The sequence below is a fragment of the Pseudomonas sp. 2,4-D genome (assembly GCF_030418155.1).
In the GTDB taxonomy this organism is placed as follows: domain Bacteria; phylum Pseudomonadota; class Gammaproteobacteria; order Pseudomonadales; family Pseudomonadaceae; genus Aquipseudomonas; species Aquipseudomonas alloputida.
Map to the genome: position 1 here is coordinate 72,791 of NZ_JAUHUI010000010.1, position 26,048 is coordinate 98,838.

The 26,048-nt window shown below is 60.0% G+C and carries 26 protein-coding genes; 5 read left to right on the forward strand and 21 right to left on the reverse strand.

Annotated elements, in window-relative coordinates; translation table 11 throughout:
- Positions 1-83: 83 nt before the first annotated feature.
- Positions 84-695 (reverse strand): hypothetical protein, encoded by a 612-nt coding sequence (locus tag QYE47_RS10090; protein ID WP_019438941.1) that lies wholly within the window; start codon positions 693-695, stop codon positions 84-86.
- Positions 696-810: 115 nt separating this feature from the next.
- Here QYE47_RS10090 and QYE47_RS10095 point away from each other — a divergent pair, with 115 nt between their 5' ends.
- Positions 811-1,158: a hypothetical protein gene (locus QYE47_RS10095; protein ID WP_014592445.1), complete on the forward strand. Its 348-nt coding sequence runs from the start codon at positions 811-813 to the stop codon at positions 1,156-1,158.
- Between the two features lie 18 nt (positions 1,159-1,176).
- Here the strand turns inward: QYE47_RS10095 and QYE47_RS10100 are convergent, their stop codons facing one another.
- A complete protein-coding gene (locus QYE47_RS10100) occupies positions 1,177-1,830 on the reverse strand; it encodes an OmpA family protein (RefSeq protein ID WP_070384372.1) in 654 nt (217 codons plus the stop codon).
- Positions 1,827-2,318 (reverse strand): hypothetical protein, encoded by a 492-nt coding sequence (locus tag QYE47_RS10105; RefSeq protein ID WP_014592447.1) that lies wholly within the window; start codon positions 2,316-2,318, stop codon positions 1,827-1,829. The genes QYE47_RS10100 and QYE47_RS10105 overlap by 4 nt, the downstream gene beginning before the upstream one ends.
- A gap of 291 nt (positions 2,319-2,609) precedes the next feature.
- On the opposite strand from QYE47_RS10105, the gene QYE47_RS10110 reads away from it, so the two are divergent.
- Together QYE47_RS10110 and QYE47_RS10115 are read left to right on the forward strand one after the other, a co-directional pair.
- Entirely contained in the window at positions 2,610-3,143 is a 534-nt protein-coding gene (locus QYE47_RS10110; protein ID WP_070384373.1) for a hypothetical protein, read from the forward strand.
- Between the two features lie 38 nt (positions 3,144-3,181).
- On the forward strand, positions 3,182-4,435 hold the full coding sequence (locus QYE47_RS10115) for a DUF6685 family protein (protein WP_070384374.1): 1,254 nt from the start codon (positions 3,182-3,184) through the stop codon (positions 4,433-4,435).
- Positions 4,436-4,543: 108 nt separating this feature from the next.
- Here QYE47_RS10115 and QYE47_RS10120 read toward each other — a convergent pair whose 3' ends face one another.
- From QYE47_RS10120 to QYE47_RS10140, 5 genes are all read right to left on the reverse strand, one after another.
- Positions 4,544-4,975: a hypothetical protein gene (locus QYE47_RS10120; RefSeq protein WP_230855411.1), complete on the reverse strand. Its 432-nt coding sequence runs from the start codon at positions 4,973-4,975 to the stop codon at positions 4,544-4,546.
- Positions 4,976-5,086: 111 nt separating this feature from the next.
- The gene (locus QYE47_RS10125) at positions 5,087-6,910 is read right to left on the reverse strand and encodes a DUF2235 domain-containing protein (protein WP_019438937.1); all 1,824 of its coding nucleotides are present in this window, start codon (positions 6,908-6,910) and stop codon (positions 5,087-5,089) included.
- A 28-nt stretch (positions 6,911-6,938) separates the two neighbouring features.
- Positions 6,939-7,391, reverse strand: a complete 453-nt coding sequence (locus tag QYE47_RS10130; protein ID WP_014592452.1) for a hypothetical protein — start codon at positions 7,389-7,391, stop codon at positions 6,939-6,941.
- Between the two features lie 90 nt (positions 7,392-7,481).
- Positions 7,482-7,868 (reverse strand): hypothetical protein, encoded by a 387-nt coding sequence (locus QYE47_RS10135; protein WP_014592453.1) that lies wholly within the window; start codon positions 7,866-7,868, stop codon positions 7,482-7,484.
- Positions 7,869-8,037: 169 nt separating this feature from the next.
- Positions 8,038-11,022, reverse strand: coding sequence for a DotA/TraY family protein (locus tag QYE47_RS10140; RefSeq protein ID WP_070384375.1), 2,985 nt, complete (start codon positions 11,020-11,022; stop codon positions 8,038-8,040).
- Positions 11,023-11,984: 962 nt separating this feature from the next.
- Here QYE47_RS10140 and QYE47_RS10145 point away from each other — a divergent pair.
- Together QYE47_RS10145 and QYE47_RS10150 are read left to right on the forward strand one after the other, a co-directional pair.
- Positions 11,985-12,530, forward strand: a complete 546-nt coding sequence (locus QYE47_RS10145) for a hypothetical protein (protein ID WP_026031971.1) — start codon at positions 11,985-11,987, stop codon at positions 12,528-12,530.
- 10 nt (positions 12,531-12,540) lie between these two features.
- On the forward strand, positions 12,541-12,894 hold the full coding sequence (locus QYE47_RS10150) for a hypothetical protein (RefSeq protein WP_014592456.1): 354 nt from the start codon (positions 12,541-12,543) through the stop codon (positions 12,892-12,894).
- Between the two features lie 97 nt (positions 12,895-12,991).
- Here the strand turns inward: QYE47_RS10150 and QYE47_RS10155 are convergent, their stop codons facing one another.
- The 13 genes from QYE47_RS10155 to QYE47_RS10215 all read right to left on the reverse strand — a co-directional run bounded on the left by QYE47_RS10155 (position 12,992) and on the right by QYE47_RS10215 (position 26,041).
- Positions 12,992-13,840 carry a hypothetical protein gene (locus QYE47_RS10155; protein WP_014592457.1) on the reverse strand — a complete coding sequence of 283 codons (849 nt, stop codon included), beginning with the start codon at positions 13,838-13,840 and terminating at the stop codon, positions 12,992-12,994.
- Between the two features lie 36 nt (positions 13,841-13,876).
- A complete protein-coding gene (locus tag QYE47_RS10160; protein WP_237141834.1) occupies positions 13,877-14,449 on the reverse strand; it encodes a hypothetical protein in 573 nt (190 codons plus the stop codon).
- Between the two features lie 5 nt (positions 14,450-14,454).
- Positions 14,455-15,258, reverse strand: a complete 804-nt coding sequence (locus QYE47_RS10165; protein ID WP_019438933.1) for a hypothetical protein — start codon at positions 15,256-15,258, stop codon at positions 14,455-14,457.
- Between the two features lie 288 nt (positions 15,259-15,546).
- Positions 15,547-16,341 (reverse strand): hypothetical protein, encoded by a 795-nt coding sequence (locus QYE47_RS10170; protein ID WP_014592460.1) that lies wholly within the window; start codon positions 16,339-16,341, stop codon positions 15,547-15,549.
- Between the two features lie 12 nt (positions 16,342-16,353).
- The gene (locus tag QYE47_RS10175) at positions 16,354-17,322 is read right to left on the reverse strand and encodes a hypothetical protein (RefSeq protein ID WP_070384376.1); all 969 of its coding nucleotides are present in this window, start codon (positions 17,320-17,322) and stop codon (positions 16,354-16,356) included.
- Positions 17,323-17,455: 133 nt separating this feature from the next.
- Entirely contained in the window at positions 17,456-18,766 is a 1,311-nt protein-coding gene (locus QYE47_RS10180) for a hypothetical protein (RefSeq protein ID WP_014592462.1), read from the reverse strand.
- 55 nt (positions 18,767-18,821) lie between these two features.
- Positions 18,822-19,040, reverse strand: a complete 219-nt coding sequence (locus QYE47_RS10185) for a hypothetical protein (protein WP_019438931.1) — start codon at positions 19,038-19,040, stop codon at positions 18,822-18,824.
- Between the two features lie 103 nt (positions 19,041-19,143).
- Positions 19,144-20,343, reverse strand: a complete 1,200-nt coding sequence (locus QYE47_RS10190) for an ATPase, T2SS/T4P/T4SS family (protein ID WP_014592463.1) — start codon at positions 20,341-20,343, stop codon at positions 19,144-19,146.
- Positions 20,340-21,233, reverse strand: a complete 894-nt coding sequence (locus QYE47_RS10195) for a type IV secretory system conjugative DNA transfer family protein (protein ID WP_230855413.1) — start codon at positions 21,231-21,233, stop codon at positions 20,340-20,342. The genes QYE47_RS10190 and QYE47_RS10195 overlap by 4 nt, the downstream gene beginning before the upstream one ends.
- A gap of 14 nt (positions 21,234-21,247) precedes the next feature.
- Positions 21,248-21,748: a DotD/TraH family lipoprotein gene (locus QYE47_RS10200; protein ID WP_223279199.1), complete on the reverse strand. Its 501-nt coding sequence runs from the start codon at positions 21,746-21,748 to the stop codon at positions 21,248-21,250.
- Between the two features lie 81 nt (positions 21,749-21,829).
- Positions 21,830-22,354 carry a transglycosylase SLT domain-containing protein gene (locus QYE47_RS10205; RefSeq protein ID WP_019438929.1) on the reverse strand — a complete coding sequence of 175 codons (525 nt, stop codon included), beginning with the start codon at positions 22,352-22,354 and terminating at the stop codon, positions 21,830-21,832.
- Positions 22,355-22,356: 2 nt separating this feature from the next.
- Entirely contained in the window at positions 22,357-22,974 is a 618-nt protein-coding gene (locus QYE47_RS10210; protein WP_014592467.1) for a hypothetical protein, read from the reverse strand.
- A gap of 115 nt (positions 22,975-23,089) precedes the next feature.
- Positions 23,090-26,041, reverse strand: a complete 2,952-nt coding sequence (locus QYE47_RS10215; protein WP_019438928.1) for a hypothetical protein — start codon at positions 26,039-26,041, stop codon at positions 23,090-23,092.
- Positions 26,042-26,048 lie beyond the last annotated feature (7 nt).

The window sequence follows — 26,048 nt, forward strand, 5'->3', positions numbered from 1 at the left end:
CGCCATCTCCCCGGATCGGCGCTTTCCCGGAGCATGCGCCGCTAGATTGTGGTCAATGCCAAACCCGATACTGTCGGCCGGGTTCAACGCGTAGTCTTTACCTCGCTCCCAGCTGCTTGCTGGGCTTCGGCCTGAGGCAAGGCAAAACTGGCCAGCCGATGCAGCGCAACCGCTACCCAATCGCCACCGAAACGCTTGTCCTCCAGCACCGACTTTAGCGCCAGGATCGGCACACAGTGCCTTGCCAGGCCTTGGACATAAAAAGCAGCCGTCCATTCGGGCAGCAAGTGTTTTATATCTTCGTGGGTTTCCACGCTGAACACCAACGCAAGAATACCAGGCAGGGTCTTGACCTCCCGGCTGGGCAGCGCGTCCGCCAGCCAGAAGGCCACTTCGCCAAGCTGGCCGGCCTGGATCGGCAACAGGGCAACGACCTTGTTCCCGTCATGATCAACGACAATACCCGGCTCAAGATCGAGCGTTTCCGCGTCAAAGCCGAGCGCTGCCTGGCGAATGGGCAGCGACTTGAGGAAATGCTCCAGCAGCGTGTACATCTCGAAAGCTGCCGGAATGTCCTTCTGGATGGCCGGCGCACTCTTGGCCATCACACTGACGAAGCCGCCACCCGCCTGGGCGAGAACATCGCCACTGATGGCCTGCGCCACGAAAGCCTCGAGTTCACACAACGAATACATGGTCCCACTCCCGCACAACGGCTCGACTAGACTGAACTTAAACCTGCTGACAGGTCCAAAAACCTCAGTCGTTCGTGTTTTGTATGTTTGCAGCCCAAACTTCAAGGATGTACCAATGACCCATCAGTTTCACTGTGCATTTCATCCCGCGCCGGGCAATGACGGTGGCGTGCTGAACATCGGCCCTGCCTCGGTCAGCATCGACCTGGAAAACCTCTGCCTGTTCGCCAATGTGGTCGGGCAGATCGAAAAGCGCCGGGCGGCCGGCGTAGCCAGGTCAGAGATTCTTGGTGAGTGGGTGGGCAGTGAAGATATCGACTGGGCGCATATCGGCTTTCACCCCTGCCGCGAAAGCTACAGCCTGCGTTACAACGGGGTAGCCTGGGAGGCGCCTGCCGACGCCACCATCGCCGCCGCCGCCGAGGCGCGCTTGTTCCTTGACAACATGCGCCTGCAGGCCTGACCTGACAGCCCTTGCTAACTAGCGAGCGAGGGCCGTGCTCGCGTGGTACTGACCGAAGAACTCGAATTCAACCCGGCGGTTGGCTGCACGGCCAGCGGGGGTGTCATTCGCAGCGATGTAGTCGCCCTCCTGCCCCTCGGCGCTGATTTTCGCCGCTGGTACGCCACGCCGAACCAGGTACATCTTCGCCGCCTGCGCCCTGAGTAAGGCAACCCGGCGATTTGCCTCCACCGTGCCCACACTGTCGGTAAAGCCCACGATCTTCACCTGCAGCGCGTCCTGCGCCGAGCGCACCAGCACGTCGCCATCCTCGGCGCTGGGGCTGAAGCGTGAGTGGCCGAACGCAAAATTGAGCGTCATGTGGTTGATCGAAGTCTGGATCTGGTTCTGTCGCGCCCTGATTGCCAAAAGCTCCTGACGGCTGCCATTGGCGTCGGCTTCAGCCGCAGCCAACCGCACCCGCAAGCTCTGGATCTCGATGTTCAGGGCATTGATGGTCTGTTGCATTTGCGCGGTGTTCTGCCCTTGCGCCGAGGGTGCTACATAGGGCACCGGGGCGGCGGGGCTCTCCACCAGCTCGAACCCTGCGAAAGCCTTCGGGGCAAGTGCCAGCGAGAGGGCAGCCAGTACCAGCGGCAGCAACCTGCGAGGGGTGGAAACGAAGGTGCTCATACATCTCTCCAATATCGCAGGATCACGAAAACGATGCTCGACCAGGCATACCCCAGCAGCATTACCAGGATGCCTGCCAGCAAGTAGGTACGCAGCGGGTCCATGGCATCCTGGCCCAGCGGCTGAAGCCCGGGAACCAGCGTGGCCGGGAACCAGGCGAACAGCAGCGCCACCAGCGGTGCGAGCCACAGGCCAAGGCGCAACTGGCGATGGTCGCCCCCGCGCGTCCACCATGCGTACCAACCCAGGCTGAGCAGGTAGGCAGGCAGCAACATGACGCTCAGCAACAGGGCTGAAAAGGACAATGCCGCGGCGTAGAAGCGCGGCGACCCTTGGGCCATTTCACCCATCAAGGTCGCAACCACCGCGATGGTAAAAGCGACCAGCGCCACCAGCAGAGGCACCGACAGCAGCCACAGGGCTGCGCGACGATCGCCCACGGCCCTGAAGCCTGGCTTCACGGCAGGTGGAGGTAATGCGTAGGACATGCCTGGAAACTCCTTGTAAGGGTCAGCCGGGCGGCCAGATTCAGAAGAACTGCCGCTGCGTGCCAGCCAACGTTCGACATCCTGTCATCTATCAAAATGACCTGTTAGAAAAATGTTGAAATTGATGGCGAGTATGAATTTTGGGCCTTTTGCCGTCAAGGTTTGAATCTTCGTCACTGGCAGGCACTCACTTGACCAAGCGCAGGGCGTAGCGCACACTCCAGGCATATAAAAAACGTTTTTCTAACAACACGAATTAATAGCAATTTGTCATCCAGAAGGATCTGACGCATGAAAGCCCTGCACCTCGCCCTGCCGCTGCTGGTTTCGCTCGCCTGCACATCGGCATTCGCCGCAAAAATCGATCAGGCCGAAGCCAATGCACGCATCACCCAGGCACTCACCTGCAAGCGCAACGTTTCCCCTGACCAATTCGAGGCCCTGGTCAAGGCCGCCAACGGCAAGGCCATCGTGCAGGCCTCGGACCTGTCCGACGGCGAGTACACCGTGCCTAACCCACTGGACGTTTACGGCCGCGCCGTGACCAAGCTTGCAATGCACCCAGGCTCCAATGGTGAAGGTGACTTCGATACCTACTCCGGCGTATTCACCGGCGAGAGCATCCAGGCAGTGGCCAAGCTCGCCGACATTCCCAAAGACGAATTCGGCCAGTACAAGAAAGAAGTCGGTAACCACGACCTGTGGCTGTATGAAGATGGCAACAGCACGTACATCAGCTGCTCGTACGACATGCGCACAGTGGTGAAGACCATCAAGAGCACAGCTCGCAAGGCAGCGGATGCGGTACAGCGCGCCACCCAGTAACGCCTTGCGAACCTGTATGCGCTGAAAGGAGTCACGCCATGAGCTTCAGGACACTGGCTGCGAAGTTTCTGGAGGCGGTCAAGGACGACCTGGGCATCCCTGCCCGTTTACGCCGGGTCATCGCCGACACTCCCAAGTTGCGCATGAGGGTGGATGACACCGCCGCCGTCATTGCCTCATCGAGCGTGGTGCGCTGGCATGAGTGGTCGCAGCGTATCGGTTTCGGCCAGGGCAGCGAACAGAACGGTCAGGTCAGGGGCTGGCGCGCCAGCGACGGCCATTACCACAGCGAGCATCGGCAGATCGCCGCACTGGCGCGGCTGGGCAAAACCGAAACCGTGCATGAATTTGCCTGTGACATCGGTGAGATAACTGGCCTGTCCGCCTCCAAATCCGAGCTGTACAGGTTTTTCTCCCTGCAGCAGATGGCCGAGCAAGCCTGCCAGGCTTTCACTCGCGACATGAGCCAGGAGGGGCTTGCGCAGAACCTGGGCTGGCCGGAGATCGGCATCGTGCATGGCGGCAGCGACTTCATGGTGCGCTACGACTGGGATGTTGGCCTGTACCTGGCCAACAACGGCGGCTCGCACCACTTCGTCGCCGCCCGGCATATCGCCACGCAGTTGCAGCAACCGGTTACGCTGCAGGGTCGCCTGGTCCGCAACGGCCTCGATGCCGAGGCCGCCGCTCAGTTGAACGATGAATACGCCATCTATGCCGTGAACAAGGATGCGTTCTTCAATGATGCACTCGATGCCCTGCGCGACTTCAAGGCCACTCACTATTGGGGCGACCTGCCGCAGCCGTATAACAACGGCATGGCGATCTTCCTGCCCAGAGAAGAAGCGCGCTCACGCAAGGTTGCGCAAATCTTCGCCAGCGAAGGCTTCACCGATGTAGGTGAAATGCTGGTGGAACTGGCATCGCCGGATGCGGCTGTGGAGCGCCGGGCGCGCCAGGAAAAACTGCGCGCGCGCATTGAAGCCCTGCCAGGCCTGGAAGCAAAAGCCGGGGTGGCACACCTCTTCGGCAAACACGCGGCAGCCGCCCTGCGCGATCAGTTGCCGACACAAGTGGACTGGCAAACCGTGGAGCAGGCCACCCTGGATGAAGCCTTCGGCATTCACCAGCTCGACGCCCAAAGTGTCTACGAAGCGCTCGCCCAACATAGCCCAGGCGCCGTTTCGAGGCATTCACTGCGAACACTGCGCGCCACAGTCGATGGCTACGCGGCGCTGCATGAGCGCCAATTGGCCAACCTGCCTGCACCCGAGGCACCAAGCCCCGACTGAACGCTTGCCCGGTGGCAGGTCAGCTGACAGTCGAGAGCAGGAAATGCGGCCCTGTTGAAACGCCGAAAATCAATTTTTCAACATGCAAAGTTGCCATAAAAAATCAGCTCAACCAGAGCAGTACTGCGCAGCCAGCTGATGAATGCGCGCAGCCGTTTGCTCCTGAGCGCGAGCCTGCTCGCAAGCCCATGACAGCGTCGCCGAATCAGGAAAATCCTCGGTGATCGCCTTTTTTGCGATAAACCACAGGGCGCGCATGACAAACAGCGGGTCTTCCGTCAGTCGCGTATCTCCCGATGACTGCAGGTGAGCAACCAGCGCCTGGGTCGCACTGACCAATCCCTTGTCCTGACTGAACTGGACCAATGTACCCAGTGCCTGCGGATTCATTGAAGGATGAATCGTCAGCGGTGTGCAGCGTTCGGAATCGAGCAAATCCCAAAACGTTACGCCGTCCTTGCAGACCATTCCCACACGGCGACCACCCGCCATGTCATCGACCTCGATGAAGGTGCCTGGCTGGTATTTGTGGATTTTCATCTTCTCGCCCTTACCGATTGAATGGCCGACCACCGCCGGCAACAGGTGCATTCTAAGCAAGCAGGCAGCAAAAAGCCTTACTACTGTGATTAGCGAAACTCAGCCTGACCGTCAGGGCTCGGGAGCTTGCCAGATAACAGTTCGCTGCAACTCGTGGGCGGCTGGGCGGGCAACCATCGCACGCACCAGCGGCTTGCCATCTTCCCCGGGAATTTCGTAATCATCCGTCAAACTGCCTTCCGGCCGCTCGGCAATCCATTGCGCGGCCTGCTTGAGGCCATCATGGAGGAAACCCGCCTGCGCATCTTGTGCCACCTGCCGCATGTCGATTGCGATCAGGACACCGCACTCACCAGCGAACGTCGGCGCCTCATAAGCAGCCTCCAGCCCGCCCACCACGTTGCCGTTGGTGTCGTGGAGCATGATGGGGTCACCAATACTCAGGGGGCCTCGATTGCGGACATAGTCACCGGCATCTTCGACAATACGGCTGGCCTCGTACTCGAAGCCTAGGTCAGCAAAGGCCGATGAGCCTTCGCGGTCGATCCGAAGCACTGCATACTTCGGCGGTATGTTCGGGGTTGGCAGCGGCACCTCTTCAAGGCCGAGCCGTTGAATGTGCTCTATCTCTGGTTTCGAGCCCGCGAGCAATAACGAGAGTTCAGCCACTTGCTTCCGTGACTGCGCAGCCTCTTCTGCCTCGAAGCGTTCTTGTCGAGCCTCTACTGTGCTGCTGAAGCTGCTATCGGGCTGGTAGTCAGGCAACGACGAAAAACCTTCGGCCTTGTCGCTCCACCCGAAGAAGTTCTGACCTAGCTCCTTGCCGATACGTCGGATAACTGGCTCGCCGCGCGAACCATCATTTTCAAATATGACTTTCCGGCCGCTCACCGCGTGATCGAAGGGCTGTTTCTGCCACTCCAGACGCCCCAGGATCTTCCACCCCAGCACATTAGCCGTACCACGCTCCGTCGGAAACGGTCGATTGTTGAGCACTGTCCATGAACCGTTCGCCTCGCGCCTGAATGCCTCATTGCCTTTGAGCAATCGAGAATCGATCAACGCATCCTGCAACCGGTCAGGGTGCTTGATCAAGGCGTTGTATTGTTCGATGCGCTTCATTTCTTCCGGCGGCAACGGCGCCAATTCGACGCCTGCAGACTTCAGGCGATCGTACATGAAGGCCAGTGGACCAGCAGCCAGCAGATCGTTGCGGTAGCCGCCCCCAACTTGAGAGTGCGCGCCTGCGAACTTCACCTCTTCGACTCTTGAGTTGTCGTCGTTACGCAACGCGCTGGTCAGCGGAAACGTCGTACGATACTCATGCATTGCCACCAGGTGAGTGGTCGACTTTACGTTCCTGCTTATTTCCAGGTTCTTGTCAGGGTGGCTTTCAGTTATGGGCAAGCCGTAGGAGGCAACAGTGTCGAATATGGCGAGTTTGTTCACCTGCGCCTGACCAGGCGGAATCAGGTACTCCCGGGTCGCTTTCCACTGGCTATCAAGCTTAGGTACACCCCGATCAATGATCTCGTTCGCCAAGGCACGCGCTTGCGCTGCGCCGCGACTGAAGCCGATCAGGTTCAGGTCGACCTGCAGATCCTGGTTCTTGTTACAAAACGCGACAACGGCCTCGTAGGCTTGCTCGATACGGCTCTCGCTACCGCGCCCGGTACCACGCTCGACCAGGGCAGTCGGTGTGCTGCGCTGATGGCTACCCACCCCGTCGAAGTAGAGCTTTTCTGAGAGGCCCAGGTAATGTGCGGGATCATAGGCGACGGCCTCATGGCCGGAGTTTCGGGAAAGGTTGGTACCTTTCGCCGCATCACACTCATAAAGACGGGCCACGTTAGTGTGGGTGCCCAAAGGTTTGTCGTTGTCCTTGCTATTAGCCGTACCGTCAAAGTACACGCTAAAGTATACATTCTTACTCATGTCATATCCCTATGAACAACTGCAAGCGTCAGCCTTCATTCAACTTCAGAATATGGGCCTTTATGGCCGCACCGGCCCGTTCGATAAAGTCGCCGAAAAACGCCTTGCCCAAGCCCCGCAACGGTGAGCCGTCCAAGGAATCCGCAGCCGCCTCCACGGTGACAATGGCAAACTGCTCGGCAATTATTTCGACACTACGCTTGCGCATCCAGGGCTCGTCATACGGCTTCTGATACCACGTGGCGATCTGGTATGGAATGTCGTCCCTCTCAAATGCCCGGTACAGATGCTCGGCCAGCGCGATAACAGTTTCGCGGATCAGACCGGGATCAATATTGTGCGCTTCAAGCAGCGCCTCCACTGGAGCGTTGGCAACTGCCAGAAGGTCCCCAGTGGTGTAGCCGGGCATCGGTGGAAATACGCCGGGAGGCAACTCAACACCCGTGCCCTTATTGTCGCCCAAGTTGTCTTCGTCTTGCATATGAACATCCTCATGCAACATACCAAATCCAGATTACCGAGGCTGCTCCAGTACTTGAAGGATTGCCCCGCTCGACTAGTCATCGCCCAACTAGCCAGCTTGCTGCAAGCGCTGAGCAGCAGCATGGTAAAGAATTGTCAGATCCTGCCTGGCACCCATCACTTCATTGTGAAAAACCGCCGACACAAAAGGCGCCACCTTGAAAAAGTCCGGCAGCACTTCCGGAGCGCTGGCATGTATCGGAAAGACCGGATTGGCCGGCGCCGCCAGCTGGAACTGATAACCAAACCCGCCCAACCCCGCGCGTTCGGACAGCGCCTGGGCGATGCACAGCACCGCCACCAGCCCGATTTCCGCCACATCGTCAGCATACAGTTCACCACCATCGTAGATAAACTGCTCACCACGCACGATGGCCTGGTCCGCCAGGCCGGTCAGAAGCCGTCGAAGCTGGTCTTCCAGTTGATTGTCATCCATGCCAAGCCTCCGCCAAGCGATCCGAGTCAGGTATCAAGATACGCACACGATTGCGCGTCACCGTCCAAGACAACCTGGCGCGGGTAAAATTCCGCCCACACTGGCAAATTGCCAGACCATTGTTGCACCTGACAGCGCCAAGCCATGTGCGGCAGGACAGCGCCGTGGTTCAGCGGCTTTCATCATCGCCGTCTTTGTCACTTGCCGAGCCGCTTCCGGCTGGAAGCGCAGCGTCGTTGAACGCGTGATTCTGGCTCGCTGAATGTTCTGCACCCGCATCAGGCGAGGCAGGCGGCTCCTGGGCCTTGTCGCTGCCGGCAGGTGGCGCCCCACCGGTCAGCGAAGCCTTGTACGCGTCGATCCGGGCGTCTGCACCTTCATGGTAGGCCGCTTTGCCTTCAGACATCGCTGTCGAAAAGGCTTGCTTGTACTCGGCCCCAGCGGCACTTGCAGTAGCGGCTAAACCCGCACCTGCAGTCAGCGCGCCAGCCGATACTGCGTCACGCACCCGGCCACCCAGGGACGCAGAACCCGAGTTGCGCAAAGATTCCACGCCAGACCGCCCCGCAGACAATGCAGCACTGCCCGCGCCACGCATGGCCCTGCCTGTTGCAGCAGCCCCCCCGGCGACCGCCCGCCCGAGGGCGACGCCAGCCGCTTCGCTGCGCTTCTCGCCGAGCGTACGATTGTCAGTCGACGCAGTCTCACCCTTGTTATCGCTGCCTTGGCTTGCACCGCCCGCGCCTTGACCGTTCGCGCTGAGCAGTGGCGTCTTGCCCCCGCGACCACCGCGCAGCCCACCACCCCTCGGCCCACCACCCTCTGGGCCACCACCCTCAGGGCCACCATCAGGAGAACCGCCGCCCTGGGATGTCAGTCGCTTCTGTCCCCCACCCAGGCGCATACCCGAGCCACTCCCGTGCAGCCTCGAACCCACAGAGGCGACGCCGCCGCGCATTTCCGCTGTTGCGCTGGTTTCACCCATGCTGCCGAGGCCGCCGCCGATCCACCTCAGCACCTCGTCAGGCAAGGTCTGAGGCAGACCGAAGATCATGTACAGCACCGGCAGAAGTGTCAGGCCGAACACCATGAACCACCAGGCAAAGGTCAGGAACTCGGCAATGACCCCAACGCCCCCGCTCGAGGAAACGACCGCCCCCCGCATGGCGAAGAAGCCCTGCGCTATGTAGTCGATCACAGGGTCGGATACCAATATCGCGGCAAACAGCCCCAGAACGGCCAGTGCCGGGCGAGCGAACAGCGACAGCAGCAACAGGTAGCCCTGCGTCTGCGAACCCACGAACGTCCGATCGGGTGTCATGTGCATCACGGCCCAGAGCGGGGCAGCAATGATGGATTGCAACACGGCGAGCACCCAGCCGACGAACACGATCATGAACAGCGTGTAGGGCAAGCTGGGAAGGAATACGCCAAAGTAGAAGGCCAGAGGTTCAATATAGGTCGCCAGCAGCGCGAGCTGCTTGATCGGCACCTCCATGACCCAGTCCCACAGCGGGATGACAATCTTGTCGAGATCCAGCCCGTTACCCAGCGCCTTGACCGATGAAACGGTACCGGCCAGCACCCGTACTGCCGTCGCAGCACTTTTGATGGCAACATCGGCGAGCAGTATGCCGCCACGGGCAACGCTCAGGTAATCGCCCACGCACTTCATGCGGTTGAGCGAGCCCCCCATCTGCCCCGCCGTGCCACACAGTGGCGTCTGCCCGTTACTGCCCGCCCCCGTGGCAATCTCGACCACGTTCTGCATCATGCCGTTGACGAACGAGGACATCTTGCTGTCCATGTCCGCCCTCAATGACCCTACGTTGATATCGCTTTGCGGATCTTTGGGGATGAGGCTCGCCAGATCATCGGCCTTGGCGGGCTTTGCACCGTTGTACGCGTCTTTCTCTTCAGCCTTCTTGTCGATTGCCTCGGTCACAGTGGTGAGGCTGTTGCTCAGCAACGAGAAGCGCGCATCCGAGGGCAGCCCCGCAAGGGATGGCGCACCCACCGAGCCCACCGGTTCGGCAAGCACGTTGGCGATCTGCCCTCGCACCATGCCGACTCGCTGGAACCAGCCCCCAGCCGCAGCCCAGCCATCTTTCGTGAGCGTATCCAGAAAACCCTTCAAGCCACTATCGACGTCGCTCTGGCCGTCAGTGACCTCTTTGACGAGGTTCGTCGCAATCTGGTCTTCCTGCGTCCTGACAATCGTATTGAAGCGGTTTGAATCGACCTTGTCCCAACCGGGATCGTTGATGGTCGCTGGCCATGAGTTGACCCACTTGTCCAGCTCGCCCATCAACTTGCCAGCCGCTTTCACCTTCGCTAACTGAGTTTGTTCATGCACCTTCTCCAACGCCTGGGGAATGGGGTCGGTCTTGGTCTGTGCCGCGTAGGTAGACAGCTTCACGGTGCCGCAGAATGGCTCGCCACCGGCCAGGTTGGTTACCGCATTGCGATCCTTGAGGAAAAACGTGTATTCGGTACGCCCATCGACAAACGTCTGCTTGTCATAGACCTGCTCGACCTGTCCATTGCCCAGGCTCGTGCTCTTGGACTGGACAGCGGGCTGGCTACCAGACCCACTGTTGGCGTAGATGGCGTTTGCTGCCCTGGCACAGTAGGAAACAGCAACGTATTGCCGCGCAAAGTCACGCAAGCCGTAGAAGTTACCCGCCTGGTTGACACCCTGAACGATCCCGTCCGACGACAGCACGCCAATCGCCATGCCGGCCTTGTAGGTGCCATTGGCAAAGCCGATACCCCAGAGGGCGAACATCAGGACGATCAACTGGATGAACGAGTAGCCGCTGGTCGTCGGCAGCAATACGGCACCGCCTGCCACGATCCGCACCGGCGTCCACAAGGACGACCAACTCTTGCCCATTGCCTCCCCGTCGTTGGCCGTGTTTGTTACCCCCATCACTGCCACATACGAGACGATCAGCGACCCGATGATCAGGATGCCGCTGTTGAAGAAGCTGAACATGGTGGCAAGGATGTTCGCGCCGGCTTCCACAGCGTTAGGGTCAGTACCTGCAACCAGGCTATCGATCACTGGCCCGAAAATTCTGCCAAGCATCTTGACCGATTGATCGGAGCAGTCGCTCGGGTCGCTGCACGGTGAAAACGGCATTTGAGCCATTGTGAATACCTACCTGAATCGAGTTGCGGACGGTTGATCTGAATCGTTCGCGACGAATTCCCTTGGAATGCTCCGTCGTCCTTGAATTGGGCTGTCATCCAACCCGGCAAGCCACAGGGCCCAGGCATGCGTCGAGCCCAAGCCATGGCGCTACCCGTGCAACGTTGACTGCCAGGATAGCGAAAGCGCGCTAATCTTAAACCAGAAATCACCTAATTATCAAAATATTGTTATGTAAGAAAACTAACAAGAACTGACATCAGGATGCTAGCTACCTGAAATTTTTGATAGCGACGCTAGACCGACGCAAAATGTAAAGTCGTGTAAATATTGGCATTTAGCCATCAAACGATGGATAAATAACCGAATTAGCGTGATAACCTTCGCATTCCGCGGAAAACCCCTAGCGCGCAATGAATCATTCTTCAGATGGTGCTTTCACAGGTTTTGAAGTCGGTTTTCAGGCGCCAAAAGCACGACATCGTGCGCTTTCTCCCTGAAGCAAGAATGAATGGCGCGCTTGCGCAGCGCCTGCAGAAGAAGGGTGACGGCGTAGCCAGACCCTGACGAAAAGGCTGTTTTACGGGCAGTTGAGCTAATTCGGCAGCAGTGGCAATTTGGCATTAGCGATCTTGGCTTAGTACGCCCCGACTCGCTCGGCGGGGATACTTAAAGTAACCAAAAAAACGATGATTTCGGGGCAGGCCCAAGAAATGCGAAAGCAAAAATGCTAAGGTCAAGCGAATCGATGAACCCATAGGGTTCGCAAGGGTTTATCCAGCACGTCAGCGGAGATCAGTGGATATCCGCATCAGGCCTACGCGACGCGGCGAGCCGCGCAGGGAAGCAGACGATGCTGAATGCCGACTGGTTGGGCGCGTTTAAGCCCTGTGAATAAATGATGGACATAGATGCAGCTATCAATACGTGATGCCAGCCGATTCGTGATCGGTGCTGGGTTAATGCGCGAGAGAGCCATAGAGGCCTCAGGCAATCCGGCAATCAGCTTTGAGAACGTAGCGCAAGCGGCGCTGCGCGAGGGCCCTGACGGCCAGAAAGTCCGGCAGACCATCGACACCCTTGCCGAACATGAGTCGGCATGGCTGCGCAGCACGCCGCCGCACACCCTGCGCACCGACCGGATCATGCAAAGCAGGGCAGCCGAAGCCAACGCTTTCACGGCCATTCATTGCGCCGTGATCAGTGCCATTGCCTTTGAGGTTGCCACCCCCACCGAAAAGCCCCATGCAGAATCCGGCCTGCGCCAGTCACTGACCCGTGCTATCGATGCGATCGACAATACCCCAGGTTCGCGAGCGGATCGTGAAGGGCTGCTGGGCAGCCTGCGAGACCAGGTGGTGTCCGCAGCCTCTGACGGCGACTTCATGAAACAAGCGCTGCGCCAGAGCGAACAGGCCTACCTGGCTGCCGAGCTGGACAAGACATTCGCCCGCTACACCAAGCCATCGCTGTCGCGCAGCGAGGACCTCAACGACAACAGCATGTAAGGACGAGACCATGCCGACTGCCCAGGACTTCCAGAGCTTCACAGCCTCCGTATTCCCGTCACAAGCGGCGGAAATCGTTATTGCCAAGCAGCCGGTGCTGGCCGAGTACGGTCAGGAGTTGCGCGGTGCAGTCAATCAGCTTGCGCCGGAGGCGTCGCGAGCACTGCTCGCAGAATATGGCGCTGCCTCGCCCACGCTGCTCAGCAGCATCGAAGCGTCCATCCTGCAACGCGAGTTCGCCCATGAACATGCGGCTCAGCAGGCGAACCTTAATCAGAACTGGCTGAACGCGGCCGACGCGCATGCGGCCGGTATCGACGAGTCGGTGGCAGCGGCTGACGATATATGGAATGCGGCTCAGTGATACCCCCAGCCTGCATCGCCTCCCAGCCTGAAAGAAGGGCCGGGTGCCACGGCGACTCGGCGCTTATTCACCACGCCGGCGCAGGGCACCCCACTGCTTAGCGCGAAGCGCTCTTGTACCCGTGCAAGGCATCCTTGCACGAGAGCGACGATACAGTGAAGCGCACCACGTACTGCATATAGTCACCAGGCGCGATATTGGCCGGACGCGCGCCTCTGTCAGCCACCGAATTGTAGGCAAGTACGGCATCACACGTTGTCCAGTCGCCAACCTCGGTATTCTGCTTGGCCGACTGCGTGCGCATCTGCGCAGCAAACCCTGCATCTTCCATGACAACCGGGATACGCTGAGGCGTGGTCGTCAAAGCCACATGCTGCCCACTGCCCACCCCCATGAAGCCTACGCTGATAGTGATGTTACCGTTGCGATCGACACGCGGGAGACCACCAAAACGCGTGGCGAACTGCTGCGTGGCCGCCAACCGAGCAAGGGTCTGCCCTTTCAACCTGGCCCAGTATGCATCGGGCGGATTGTCTGCATCATAGGCAGGTGCCGCCCTGTCGTACGGCTTGCCCGCAAGTTTCAGCGCCAGTTGCCGCTGGAAGTAACGGTCACGGCACTCTTCGTTGACATCGCGATCCAGTTCTTTGCCAGATTTGGCGCTGTACAGCAACGCGGACGCGCAGGTGTAGTCATACTGGCCGTTGAAATACAGGTACTGCCCATTACCAACAGGGCTCTTGGTCGGTATCAGGTCGAGCCCGCCGCTACCTGCACCACCAGCAACACCGGTCACAAGGCCGTTGGGCATCATTGAAGTCAGCGAGCTGACCGTTTCGTCCGAGAAACGAATCTTGGTTGTCCCGTCCGGCATCTGCTCGGTCGTGACACAGCCCGCCATTGCCACGGCAGCCAGCACGGGCAGGATGAATTTACACTTGGTCATGCACGTATCCTTACTTGTAAAGTCTGCTTGAGCGCATCAGAAGAACCGCCCCATGTCTTGCTGCTGCACCTTCGTTTGACGGGTCTCGCGGAGCTGGCGCACCACGTCACCCGGGCGCATCTCGACAGGATCGCCACACGGCTCGCCCACCTCGACCACGTAGCCGTCACACACCGACACCTGGATGAGCTGGACGAAACGAGCAGCGGCCATTCGCGCACGCTTTTCACCCTCGTCGACGAATATGCCCAGCGCCAGCGGTGGCATGCGCGAATCCATGAAGTTCACGCCCTCGACAGACAGGTACAGCCGGTCAGAGACGTAGGCAGCCTCGAAAGGCATGCACGAAGCCCAGGCAGCCTCGAATGGCTGGACGCCCACATACAAGGTGTCGCCTTCCAGGGCAAAGCTGAAACGCCCACTTTGCATGGGCGAGAGCAGTATCACGCGGTCGTGTTCAGGATGGCGCAGCACTTCGTCCCGCTTGAAGTTCGCCGTCCAGCGCAGAAAGTTGGCATACGCCACCACCTGCCTGGCCGCCCGCGCTACAAGGGCCCGCTCCTCTGCACTTATTGCCGGCCCGACGTCCTTATGGCCCTGGATCCCCATGTAAATCAGTCCTCGTGCTTTTTGCGTTTTTCCAGCATTGCGAAGAAGTCATCCAGAATCTTGTTCAACATCTTCTGCGGCGTGTGGCCAAAATTCTTGGCGTGCTCCGACACCCGCTCATGGTTGTCATTGCGCAAGGTGTAGGAGTTGGACGGGTCCTTTTTGCGGTTGCGGAACGAAATCAGCCCGGAACGCCGCGCCATCGACATCATGCGCTCGTAGTCCGTGTGCGAAATGTTGAATTTCTTGCGGATGTCGACCTTGGTCAGTCGCTCGTCCGCCTTCATCAGCCGCACAGACTCCACCATCAGGTTATGCAACTGGTTCAGCCGCACCAGGTGGTTGAACCCGCTGTCGATCTGCCCCCGCTCTACAGCCCCGCGATCGGTGTCCGGGCGCGCCAGGCCACTGGAGAGGTTCTTCAGTACGACCTCATCGGACAAGTCGAGCGGGTTTCGGTTCTTCTTGGTTTCCTTGAAATCGGGTGATTCGCCGCTCAGGTAGTACACCGAGCCTTGCTTGGCGATTTCCACTTCCAGGAACGAACAGGCAACCATGAAGATGTCTTCGGTACAGAGCTTGCGCGACACACCCTGCTGAATAGCCTCGCGGCTAAGCGGCTCGTCGGCAGCGCGCATCGCGGCCTGGGTATGCTTGGCCCGCTGGATGTCCTGAACCATGTTGAAATACGACTTCAAAGGCAGCACCTTGTCGGACAGGTTGACCAACGGGTGCAACTCCTTGACGGTGTCGGCCAGTACATCTGGCGAGGGGACCAGCAGCGACCTCAGGCCCTGGGCAAGGGACAATAACTTGGCCCCGTCTTTAACTTCATTCGCTGGTCGCATATACGTACCTAAGATTTCCAATCCAAAATAGTCTTAAAGTGCCTGCGCAGGCATACACACTCCGCTCAAGCAGAACAGCAGCACCAAGCTTCGTAGGCCGGGCCCGCTCTCATTCTCCAATCCTGGAAAAGATCCTCCTTCGGCACCACAAGGCAGCATTCGGGCAACGCGAGAGGGCTCCCCGCCATTCTACGCGCCCGCAAACCAGCGAAAGGCATACCCCATCCATGAAGCAGGAAGCAATGGCAATCATTGCGGCGCCAGGCACCCGATGTCACCACCCTGACCTGGATCAAGCCCCATTGACTGCAGGGTCTGCTTGGTCAATTCCACCTGCGCCTTGATCGACTCCGGGTCGTTCGCCATCTGCTGCGCGACAGCATTTTCAATCGGCGACTGGGAGGAAGCAAGATGAGACATGGTCGCCATCACCGCAATTACCACCAAAGGCGGCACCAGCCAGGCCATTGCGGTCTTGCGCCGGCGCGACCTGGCCTGGCGCTCGGCATTGCTTGCGGCCTGCTCGCGCAGGGCCTTGCGCGAAGGCTGTGGTGCTGCGCCCTGGTACTGCGGGGCAGTCACAGGAACCGGGCGCAGGGCCTCTGCAGGCACTGCCGTCCTTTGCGCTTCTTCGCGCTGGAAGTAGTCGTTCAGGGCCTCGTTCAGGCATTCCGAAAGGGCCTGGCGCACCTTGTAGGCAACCAGCGCAGGCTCGATATGGGTAAGCGCACCCTTGCGGTCTGCCTCGGCATGGAACACCAGCTGCAGGGCCGCCAGTTCGTGACTGGCCTGCACCCCGGCATCGCCCTCGATCGCCAGGCTGACGCTGCCGCTGAGCACCCGCTGATGGCCATCGTCTTCGGCCGCGTCGAAGCCGGCCACTACCAGCGACAGCTGCTGGAAGGCCCTGGCGATACGCACGGTACGGGTCGCCCGCTGTGCGTCATTGGGGCATTGGCTGTCGAACACCACCAGCAGGTGCTCGCCCGAACCGAAGAGGCGGATACTCGGGTCGAACTCGAAGTTCGGCGCTTTGGCTTTCATGTACTTTGCTCCTTAAAGTTTTCCAAAGATGTCTTCAAGCACGACCGCCTGCGAAAGGCCGGTCATCATCCTTGGCTTCCCTGTACGGTGATCGATGAAGAATGCAGCCGGCACACCCGCCTGTTCCTTGCCGTTGTGTTCGAATGCGGCGAACAGAAACGCCAGGTTGGTGCTTAGCTGCTCGACGGTTTCCGGCGATGGCTCGGAGCGGACCTGTTCGTGGTTGCCCAGTACCCGCGCCAGCATCTTCTGGTCCTTGGTCTGCAGGATGGTGGCGGCCAACGGCACGCCATCCGCCGGGTTACCCAGTGCTGCAGACGGGATCCACTTGATCGAATGGCCCTTTGCTGCGTAGGCCCTTGTCAGGTTGTAGGCTTCGCGGCAGTACGGGCAACGCGGGTCGATGATGATGTAGACGGTATCGCCGATGCCGCCCTTGCCTTCCTTGATGCCTGCCAGGGAGTCGACGGTTTTCATCGACTCCGGGATCGCGCCTTTGAAGGTGCCGTCCATGGCTGCAGCTTCGCGCACATTCGGCGCCTCAACGGGTGACATCTGCGGCGCAGCTGGCACGGCCGCGATCGGGGCAGTAACAGGCGGTGCGACGATGGCCTGGGCAACGCCAGGCAGGAAGGCATCGGAGATATTGCTGCCCGTTTCGGCATTCCAGGCCACGCCGGTGAACAGCACCGCAGAGTCCGGCGTACTGAAAAGCACCACTTGATGGCCGTTCTTCTCAACGGTCCAGGCGGTCAACCCGCCGAGGCCGACCGGTCGGGCGCTGACGATACGCCCATAGCGCGACACCCGTTGCGCGGTCAGGTCATCAAGCTCCTGCTGGGCAGGGTTAACCTGTGCGGCACCTTGAGCGGTGATGAAGGCAGAGAGGTCCGCCGGTTGTGCCGGGGCGGCATGGGCGACGGAAATACCCGCCGCAAGCGCCGCCAGCACGGCGACAGGTCTTGCAATCACACCCTTCATGGCTCGATGTCCCTATTAAGAATCCAATACGACCGTATTCTAACAAAAAAGCAAAAAAAGGCACCAAAAAAACAAAAAAAGGCCATCTACTTAGATGGCCATTTGCTTTTATCCAAACCTTCAAGACTGCGCTTCAGGCAGCCCCTTCATCGAGCGCTGCCCCTTGTGCCGCGGCATACCTCTCCTGCTGCAGGGCCTCATAGCGCTTCTTGTCGGCTTCGGAATACTTGTACGCCGACATCGCCAGCTCAAGACCGTTGACCGCCTTGTCCAGCTGGGGCTCCGCCAGTGACATCCCCGCTTTGCACTCATACAGGAAATGCGACAGGATCCCCGGCGCTTCCGGGAACCCGGCTTGGCGCCCGATCGTCTGCAGGGCATACCACATGTCACGGTCGAAGAAACGCATCCAGCGCATTTCTGCGGGTGGCAGCACACCCAGGCGGCGCGCCTGGAAGAACATGGCAAAGATGATGGTGCGGACGAATGCGTGCGCGTGCAGGATCGCACTGGCATTGGGGTGCTTGATGTACTTCTGGATGATCGCCCGAGGCTCTTCCAGCGGCACTTCGGGCTTCAGCCAGGCATAAGGGTCGCCCTGCTGCTTGGCCTTGCCGGCAGGTGCCTTGAACTGATCCCAGCACCAGGCAACCATGTAGTCGCTGTCGGCCATTGCCGCCTTGAAGGCATTGTCATCCAGCGCCGTATCAGTGGCGACCACCCGCGGCAACGCTATCGCCACCAGCAGTGTTTCTGCCGGCGTCAGATTGGCAACCCGGGTCCAGTGCTGGCCCAACTGGCGACGCATCACCTCGGTGGTTTTCTCGCGATCCAGGGTTGGTGCCCAGCTGCGATCCGATTGCTCCTGCCAACCACTGATCAGCAAGTGCCGGTAGGCAAACTGGCGGGAGGTCTGCGACATGCCGAACACTGGGTGGTCCAGCGGCTGGGCGATCAGGTCGAGCTCGGCGAACATGCGCAGGTGCGGGTACTGCGCCTTGTTCTCTTGCACAAAGCTCTTGATATTGTGCGTCTTGGTGAACCTGAGCTTGGGGTGGGTCTTGTTGATACGCAGGAACATGCGCACCGACAGGATCACCATCAACAGCAGGAAAAAACCATTCATGAGCAGCGACGACGAAGTGATTTCACCCCACGCCACGCTGGAAAAATCTCGCTGACAGGCACCGATGATGCCTTCCGGCGCACACATGCGCCCGACCCACTGGTTGATCGAGGCAATACCTGGCAGCGCGGCAAAGTCGCCCAGCACACTTGGCAACCACAGCTCGACGTAGCGAATGTAGGTGTACACCTTGGCAATCTTGTCGTGAGCGAAGTACCAGGCACCCCACCCCCCGAGGTAAAGCACTGCCATGATCCCGAGCAAAATGGCGGGGTCATCCCAGGTAAAGCTCTTCTGCCCACCTCCCTGTTGCTTCATTCAACGCCTCCTCTGGCCGCCACAAAGACTCTGCCGGTCATGTCTGTCTTGCCAACTACCTGGCCAGTTCCTTGAGCAAATTGTGCGTGGTACGCACTCGCCCCACCATGAACACTGCGGCTCGGCGGCAAACCGCCCGCACAGTCATTTTCTTCACCACCTCGATGTAGACCAGGGCAATCGTCATGCACAGCGCCAGTGGCAGCAGAAACTTCCACAGCGCCGGCACCAGCAGCAACATCAACCACGGCAAGGCGGCACTTGCGTTGATCACGAAAAAACGTGCGGGGGGAGCGCATCTGCTCCAGTGATACCGTCCTGTTGCCATAACTTCTCCGTAAACTCGTTGCAGTCAGCATTAATGGGCAGCCCGCACCTCAGCCGTGGCGCAGGTCGCGGGCAGTCGCCTCGCTGATCAGGCCTGCGGCCAGCAGGCGATCCGCCTCGGCAGCAAAGGTATGCCCTTCTTCACGCACGAACTCGGCAACCCGCTGGGTTACCCGGCCCATGTCGGTCAGGTCCATCAAGGTGTCGCGCACCTGCTCGGTAAATCTCAGCCACGATCGCGCAGCGGTGCGTTTGCCATCCACCGTCGGCACAAGCTTCTGCGCCATCATGAAGCGGCTGGTATCGACGAGGTCGTAGATGGCGGTGGCACGCTCCTGCTCCGGAAAGCGGGAAATCATCCGGCGCATGATCGCCGCCACATCCTTGGCGTGCACCGTGCCAAACACCGGGTGCCCCGTCAGCGACAGCTCCACCGCCGCGCGAATGGTCTCCTGGTCGCGCAACTCGCCGATCACGCACAGGCCAGGCGCACGTCGCATGGCCTCGCGGTTGGCCCGGTAAAAGTCTTTGAAGTGCGTGGGAATCTGCGACTGCACGAAGATCGAGTGCTTGCTCTGGACCTTGTCGTAGGTGAATTCGATCGGTTCTTCATGGCTGATCAGGTTGCCCTTGATCGGCGTGTCGTTTTCCAGGATGAAGCGGTTGATGGCGGCAAAGGTGGTGGTCTTGCCATGGCCGGTGGCACCGGCCACATAGACAATGCCATCACGCGGCGTGGCCATTCTGACGATTTCCTCGCTCAGGCCCACGTCCTGGATGCGTGGCGGGTCATCGGGAATGGCCCGGATGACAATCTGGCACGAGGTATCGCCATGGCAGGCGATGGGCGAGGCGTTTACCCGGTAGGCATAACGCAGGCGCGCACCGCGGGCATCCTTGCGCTCCGGGTCGAACAACTCGTAACGCTCGTTGACCGCCGTGCCGGAGACGATATCGGTGGTGGCGGTGTCCCGATTGGCCGCCATCTTCAGCAGTTCGTTGACTTCCCCGACATCCAGCGCACGCCGGGTGACCGCATACATCCGCCCATATTTCTTCACCACCACCGGCAATGCGGGCTGGATGAAAATGTCGCTGACGCCATGGGTCAGGGTTTCCAGCATCATGGCCTTGAACTGGTCAGCGCGATCGAAACGAAACGGGTCTTCGTAACTGGTCAGGCGCTCCAGGCGCTCGATCATCGCACCCGGTTCCAGCATCATCACGTCGTCGTGGAAGTCCTGCTTCATTGCCGCCCGCCTTCAACACCCGCGGGCTGTCGGGCTGCAGCAGGCGATGACGCCGGGCTGCCAGCGCCGGTTACCGGCGCACGGCGCGGAGGGTTGGCAATGGTCGAAGTAGCGATCGAACTGCGCCACACGTTCATGTTTTCGTTGAACTCGGGCAAGGCGGTGATGCGCAGCAGGGTTTCGTCCACCGCCATCGACCGCCCTTCCCGGGTAACCGGGATCTCCGCACCGGAGATGATCGGCATGGTGACCTGGCCATGACGGGCAAACTCATTGAAACGGCGCATACCATCGATATCGCGGTTCATCCGGTCGAAGCCGTAGGTCAGCATCAGGTTGGCCTGCTCGACACCTTGTTGCCAGCCCTCGCGCACGGCCAGTTTCCACACCCGCTCTTCCTCGTCGGAACGCGGCACCAGTGCCGAAACCAACGAGGTGCGGTCGAAGGTGGGCGGCGGGAAGTTCAGGTATTCGCGCCAGCTGGGCGGCACGGAGGAAAAGCGTGCCTGCGACTCGATCTTGTAGGCCGCCCCCGACAGGCGCAGCGTGTAGTCGCCGTCCTGGTTGTACAGGTGGCGCGCTTCGGTGATGACCGGCGGCACGACGCGATCCTGGATCATCAGGCTACTGAAGTCATAGACGGTGTCGAACTCACGCTCGCGCAGCTTCAGGGCTTTGTTGATGTTGGTCAGCTGCCACGCCAGGCCAGCCTTCACCCCCACCTGCAATGCCGCATCGAGAATGGCTTCGCCGCGCGCGGCCGATGCCTGGTTCTTCTCGTCACGCATGGCCTCGATAGCCGACCTGGCATCGCCGGCGTCACTCTGCTGCTGCACGTAGGCGGGTTTGTCATAGAGGCGCTCGGCGTCCTCGAGGGTCATCGGAGGCATGTCCATCGCCATGTTCAGCCCCTCCCCAGCGCCAGCGGTACCGGCTTGTAGATCAAGCGCAGCGTGTTGGTGCTCTTGTCCAGCACCACATCGGCACCGGTATCGATCTGTGCACCCACATCCTTCAGCACATTGATCGGCGTTGCCTTGCGCACCCACACGTTGATGGGCTTGAGATCGACGCGCTTGCCGCTCTCGACATAGGCGTAGCCATAACGGCTGGCGAAGGTCTGCAGAAGCTCCTGAGGCTTGCCAATGAAGTCGATGTCGACCTGGTCGGTGTCTACTGCAGCCTGCCGCGAAGCAGCTTGCACACGGTCGGCGTTCAGCCGCGAAACGTAGGTGTGCTGAGAATTGACCGCTACCGACACCTTGTCGGCGATGATCCGGCTGGCAAACGCCTCGGTGTCTTCGGTAGTAGGCTTGGCAGAGCTGGCACAACCACCCAGCGCAACCAGTGCCACCAGCACACCGCCAGCCTTGCAGGCGCGTGCACCCATGCGTATTCCTTTCATGTAAAAACTCCTGAAGTTGTCTTGTTCATCGACCCGGGGTAACCCTTGCCCAGAAGCCTTGGCATTCTGCGGCGACCTGCGTTACTGGTAGCTGACCACCAGCCTGGCGTGGCGCTGCCGCTCGAGGTACTTGCCCCATTTCACCGCCAGCGGGATCAGGTCTTTCTTGTAGATGTCGTTGAATTTGCGGGTACGCGAGTGGTAATTGGCGGCGCGGGTCCAGAAGTCCTGGCCGTTGTTCTCGTCCAGCTTCTGGCGCAGCAGCCATGCCGCCAACTCCGCGTTGTAACAACCGCGCCAGGCAACATCGGACTTGGTGATCGCCGGGTATGCGGCAAACACGCCTTTCGGGCCCCAGTGGGTGGTATTGATCTGGAAGTGGCCAAGGTCGAAGGTGCCATTGCGGTTCGACACGCTTTGGCCGTTCTTGCCGCTTTCCTTGCTGGAGATGGCCAACAGCACGTTGGCCGGCACACCCTGGCGCTGGGCGGCCTGCACGACGCAGTCGATATCCGCAGGCCGCACGGCATAGAAGTCATCGGCCAGTGCCTGCATGGCGCAGCATATCAGGGCGATGAACAGCCACTGGGGCCGTTTGCGCATCATGGTCAGATGATCCATTTCTGGTGCTGGAACCAGAACCAGAACGCGCCCTCGACGAACAGCTGCCCGGTCGAGACCTGCCAGCTACGATAGGACTTCTTCATGCCGAATACCCACAGCGCGAAGCCGATCGACAGCCAGTTGAGGGCGATCAGGATGCCCGCGCCGGTCGCCAGCATGTAGATGAACCCGGCAATCGCAGCAGCGCTGGCAATGAAGAACGCCCTGGAGTGCAAGCGGTGGCTACGGGCAATCCGGTCGATCTCGTCACGTTCGATGGTGGTCAACTGCGCCTTGACTCGCTCGTTGCGGTAGCGCGCAGCATGCTCCTTGACCTTCTTGACGTCATCCTCTTCAAGCAAGGCGAAGCCGCAGTTGTTGCAACCCCAGCTGTGCAGCACACGCATCTTGCCTTTCGGCCCCTGCTCGAACTCCTGATGGTCACCTTCCGTCTTTAGCAGCACACCCCGCTCGCACTCGGGGCACGCTGGGCTGAAGTTGGAACGCCAGAGTGCCTTGATGTGCTGGTTGCCCATGCGCAGCTGATTCACGCCAAGCACCGCCATCGGCATGGTGATGAACGCGAACTTCGCAGCTTTCTTCCCTGAACTGAACAACCCCATCGCCTCACCTTAGCATGCAAAAATTCTTGTTTCTGATTATCTGTCAGATATCTATCGTCGTCAATTTATGACAAAAAATAGAATCACACGCCGATCTAGGCTCTGACGCCCGGTCTTACTTGGGCGGCTGCTCTTTCATCATCAGGCGGCACTTGGCCTGCAGGTCATTCAGCCGCTCGCGCATGCCGGCCACACCCTGAGCAGCGGGCTCAGGGGTAACGCTGTAGTCCGTTTGCCGGGCAATTTCTGCGCAGGTTTGCTCGATCCGCTCTTGTGCGGCCCACTTGTCCGACAGCGATGCAAAGCCTTCGCCGCTGGCCATCAGCTGCATGTCGAGCATCTGCTGAGGCACGACCATGGCCAGCTCACGTGCCCATTCATCGTCCAGTTCCTGCTCGTCTACCGGTGCAATGGCTGGCGTCACTGGCGTCACGGCCAAAAGGTCGGCAACGGCGAGGATGCTTGCCTGGATCCCCTCCGGGCTCATGGGGTCAATTTGTGGTGCGGGCACTGAAGCTGCTGTAACCATGACCGCATCCGGCACATCGGCGGGGGCCTGCGGCGCCGGTTTTTCTGCCAGTGGTGCTGCTGGAGCCGGCTTCTTCAGGTCGCCGGACAAATACGCCCCAAGCACGCCGAGCGAGGTGTCCAACCGGCCCAGCAAAGGCCGGTCAGGGTCGGCATAGTTATGCTCGAACACACTGTGCATGCGGGCAAGAGTTGGGTCACCCTTCACTACCGCGCGTACCCGTTTGGCGAAAGAGCCATCCTTCAGGCTGTCGACGAATGCCTGGCGCGACTGCCGGTTCTGCGGCAGGTCCGAAGGCTCAGGCGGCTCGACCGGAATGAAATCGTTGATGCGCATTTCCTTCGGCGCCGGGCCGGCCGTGTAGAAGCCCAGGCCGCGAATAAGCGCCACGCCACCGGTCTTGCCATTTTGCGATTTCTTGCCGATCAGGAAGGTGAACTCGCCGTTCTCCTGCATGGCGACGTCGTCGTAGTTCAACCGGCTGCGCTGCTCGATGGCAATGTTGTCCGACTGCCGCAATTTTTCGTTGCCCGCAACACGTTCGAAGTTGCCCAGCATGGCTTGCGAAGACTCGGCCGCCGCACCCTGCACGCGCCGCCAGGTTTCCGATTCGGTGCCCGAGGTCAGGCGGCCAACGGCGCGAATGTTGGTGTTTTCCCAGGTGGCATCCGCTTCTTCGGCGCTGGATTTCTTCAGCGAGGAAAAGTCCTGCGCCGCGAAGGTGACACTGAAGCCCAGGCTACGCGCTTGGGCCGGGGCCACGGCAAAGCCGACCACGGCGTAATAGCCATATTCGTCGAGAATGGTATAGAACGGGAACTTCGAGCCGGTCGGCCGGCTGTCGATGATTTCGCGCACTACCCCTTCGACCCGGTTGCCCAGGCAGCCGGCCATCATCTGCTTGATGCTGCCTACAATCATCTTGCCAAGCATGCGCATGCTGTCCGGTGCACGCTCCAGCGCCGGCAGCAGCACCACCAGCAAGCGGCGGTTGATCACCACATCATAGAAGTCCACGTCACCGACGCGGGTCTTGAAGATATGGCCGTAGTTGAAGGTCAGGTCGTTGAAGATCCGTCCCAACTGCATGACGATGTAGCCGTGCTGCTCCAGGGTCTTGGTTTCCTGCTTCTTGAACTTCGCCTTCTGGTAGCCTGGCAGCGTCAGCAGGTACGAGCGCAGCGGGGCGACGATCACGTCGAACATCTCACCGTACTTGCCGCCGTGCTCCCACACCAGATCTTCGATGACGTTGAGCTCGAAATATTCCAGGTACTTCTCGGGCGACAGGTTGATGTGCCCCTTGTCCCGCAGGTAGGTCAACGGCCGCGTCAGGGCTGCCACGAACATGATCGCCCGCCCCTTCCACATGTCACCGCCGCCGCCGGAATCATCCATTAGCGACACAATCAGCTCGATCAACATGCCCGACGAGGTGTTGCCCATCATGTTCATGTTGTTGGTCACCTTGTCGACTTGCTTCTCGACGAAGTCGCGGCCAGAGGTGATGAAGTTGATGATCAGCAGGTCATCTTCGCGGCCCAGGTAGCGCGACAGGCGGAAGATTTCCTTCTGCAGCTTGGGGTCACCCTTGCCGTCGACGTAGATGAAACCAGTGTTCTGCACCAAAGCGTTGAAGACGATGCCGAGCAACAGCTCGGTGTTATGGGTGACCAGGCTGTCGTCAGTGATGTAGAGGTGATGCGGGTGATCGATCTCGATGCACTGGCAAGGTGCCTGGCCGGCAGCCGTCACTTTCCACACCTCGGCCCAGCCATTGAACTTGGCCGAGCCGCGCTTCTTGCGCACCTTGGGCAGCATCACCACGATGCCGCGCCCCATCAACTCGCGAATGGCGTCGGTGGTCACGGTATGGGCTTCTTCGCTGCCATCCTGCCCGCGGGTAAGCACCCGCCACAGGTGGTCACCCGTGGCTTGCGCCCGGCGCCCGTCACGCGTGGCCACGGTCCAGATCGGCTGGATGCCCTGCTCAATCACCCGCAGCACCGCAGCCTGCTTGCCATCGGGCGTGCACACGCTGTCGCCGACCCGGATGCGGCCCATTTCCACCCAGCCACCCGGAGTCAGCACCTTGGCATGCTTGGGCTGCGGCTTACCGGAGCCAGTGGTGCCCAGCACCAACTGGTGGGTGCGTAGGTCACTGTCGCCGGCGTAGATCTGCTCTTTGCTCTCCAGGTCATTGCCGAAGAGAGTCACGCCCTCACCTTTCTTCTTGCCCTTGTACGAGCCGTCATTGACGTCCGCCAGCTTAGGCACCCGATAAGGGAAATCGAACGTGCGATTGTCGACGTCGACGAACTTGCGCTTGAACGCCCAGGCCAGCAGCAACAGCAGCTCACCGGAAAAGGGCACCTTGATCGAAATCAGCGCCAGGACCGGTAGCGCGAAGGTTCCGAAAACCGCGCCGTCGGCCGACTGGAAGAAATCACTGAAGCGCTGCCCGGCCAGGCGGGTATCCTTGCGCCTGCGGCTGCTGCTGATTTCATGCTGACGGGATGCGCCCTTGTACTGAGCCATCTGTCAC

Coding starts and splice junctions, on each gene's coding strand:
- QYE47_RS10105 (WP_014592447.1), bottom strand. CDS start 2,318: ATGTCCTACGCATTACCTCCACCTGCCGTGAAGCCAGGCTTCAGGGCC.
- QYE47_RS10155 (WP_014592457.1), bottom strand. CDS start 13,840: ATGACCAAGTGTAAATTCATCCTGCCCGTGCTGGCTGCCGTGGCAATG.
- QYE47_RS10190 (WP_014592463.1), bottom strand. CDS start 20,343: ATGAAGCAGGACTTCCACGACGACGTGATGATGCTGGAACCGGGTGCG.
- QYE47_RS10130 (WP_014592452.1), bottom strand. CDS start 7,391: ATGCAAGACGAAGACAACTTGGGCGACAATAAGGGCACGGGTGTTGAG.
- QYE47_RS10135 (WP_014592453.1), bottom strand. CDS start 7,868: ATGGATGACAATCAACTGGAAGACCAGCTTCGACGGCTTCTGACCGGC.
- QYE47_RS10110 (WP_070384373.1), top strand. CDS start 2,610: ATGAAAGCCCTGCACCTCGCCCTGCCGCTGCTGGTTTCGCTCGCCTGC.
- QYE47_RS10150 (WP_014592456.1), top strand. CDS start 12,541: ATGCCGACTGCCCAGGACTTCCAGAGCTTCACAGCCTCCGTATTCCCG.
- QYE47_RS10215 (WP_019438928.1), bottom strand. CDS start 26,041: ATGGCTCAGTACAAGGGCGCATCCCGTCAGCATGAAATCAGCAGCAGC.
- QYE47_RS10210 (WP_014592467.1), bottom strand. CDS start 22,974: ATGGGGTTGTTCAGTTCAGGGAAGAAAGCTGCGAAGTTCGCGTTCATC.
- QYE47_RS10140 (WP_070384375.1), bottom strand. CDS start 11,022: ATGGCTCAAATGCCGTTTTCACCGTGCAGCGACCCGAGCGACTGCTCC.
- QYE47_RS10205 (WP_019438929.1), bottom strand. CDS start 22,354: ATGATGCGCAAACGGCCCCAGTGGCTGTTCATCGCCCTGATATGCTGC.
- QYE47_RS10090 (WP_019438941.1), bottom strand. CDS start 695: ATGTATTCGTTGTGTGAACTCGAGGCTTTCGTGGCGCAGGCCATCAGT.
- QYE47_RS10160 (WP_237141834.1), bottom strand. CDS start 14,449: ATGGGGATCCAGGGCCATAAGGACGTCGGGCCGGCAATAAGTGCAGAG.
- QYE47_RS10170 (WP_014592460.1), bottom strand. CDS start 16,341: ATGAAAGCCAAAGCGCCGAACTTCGAGTTCGACCCGAGTATCCGCCTC.
- QYE47_RS10120 (WP_230855411.1), bottom strand. CDS start 4,975: ATGAAAATCCACAAATACCAGCCAGGCACCTTCATCGAGGTCGATGAC.
- QYE47_RS10175 (WP_070384376.1), bottom strand. CDS start 17,322: ATGAAGGGTGTGATTGCAAGACCTGTCGCCGTGCTGGCGGCGCTTGCG.
- QYE47_RS10195 (WP_230855413.1), bottom strand. CDS start 21,233: ATGCCTCCGATGACCCTCGAGGACGCCGAGCGCCTCTATGACAAACCC.
- QYE47_RS10200 (WP_223279199.1), bottom strand. CDS start 21,748: ATGAAAGGAATACGCATGGGTGCACGCGCCTGCAAGGCTGGCGGTGTG.
- QYE47_RS10095 (WP_014592445.1), top strand. CDS start 811: ATGACCCATCAGTTTCACTGTGCATTTCATCCCGCGCCGGGCAATGAC.
- QYE47_RS10125 (WP_019438937.1), bottom strand. CDS start 6,910: ATGAGTAAGAATGTATACTTTAGCGTGTACTTTGACGGTACGGCTAAT.
- QYE47_RS10115 (WP_070384374.1), top strand. CDS start 3,182: ATGAGCTTCAGGACACTGGCTGCGAAGTTTCTGGAGGCGGTCAAGGAC.
- QYE47_RS10145 (WP_026031971.1), top strand. CDS start 11,985: ATGCGCGAGAGAGCCATAGAGGCCTCAGGCAATCCGGCAATCAGCTTT.
- QYE47_RS10180 (WP_014592462.1), bottom strand. CDS start 18,766: ATGAAGCAACAGGGAGGTGGGCAGAAGAGCTTTACCTGGGATGACCCC.
- QYE47_RS10100 (WP_070384372.1), bottom strand. CDS start 1,830: ATGAGCACCTTCGTTTCCACCCCTCGCAGGTTGCTGCCGCTGGTACTG.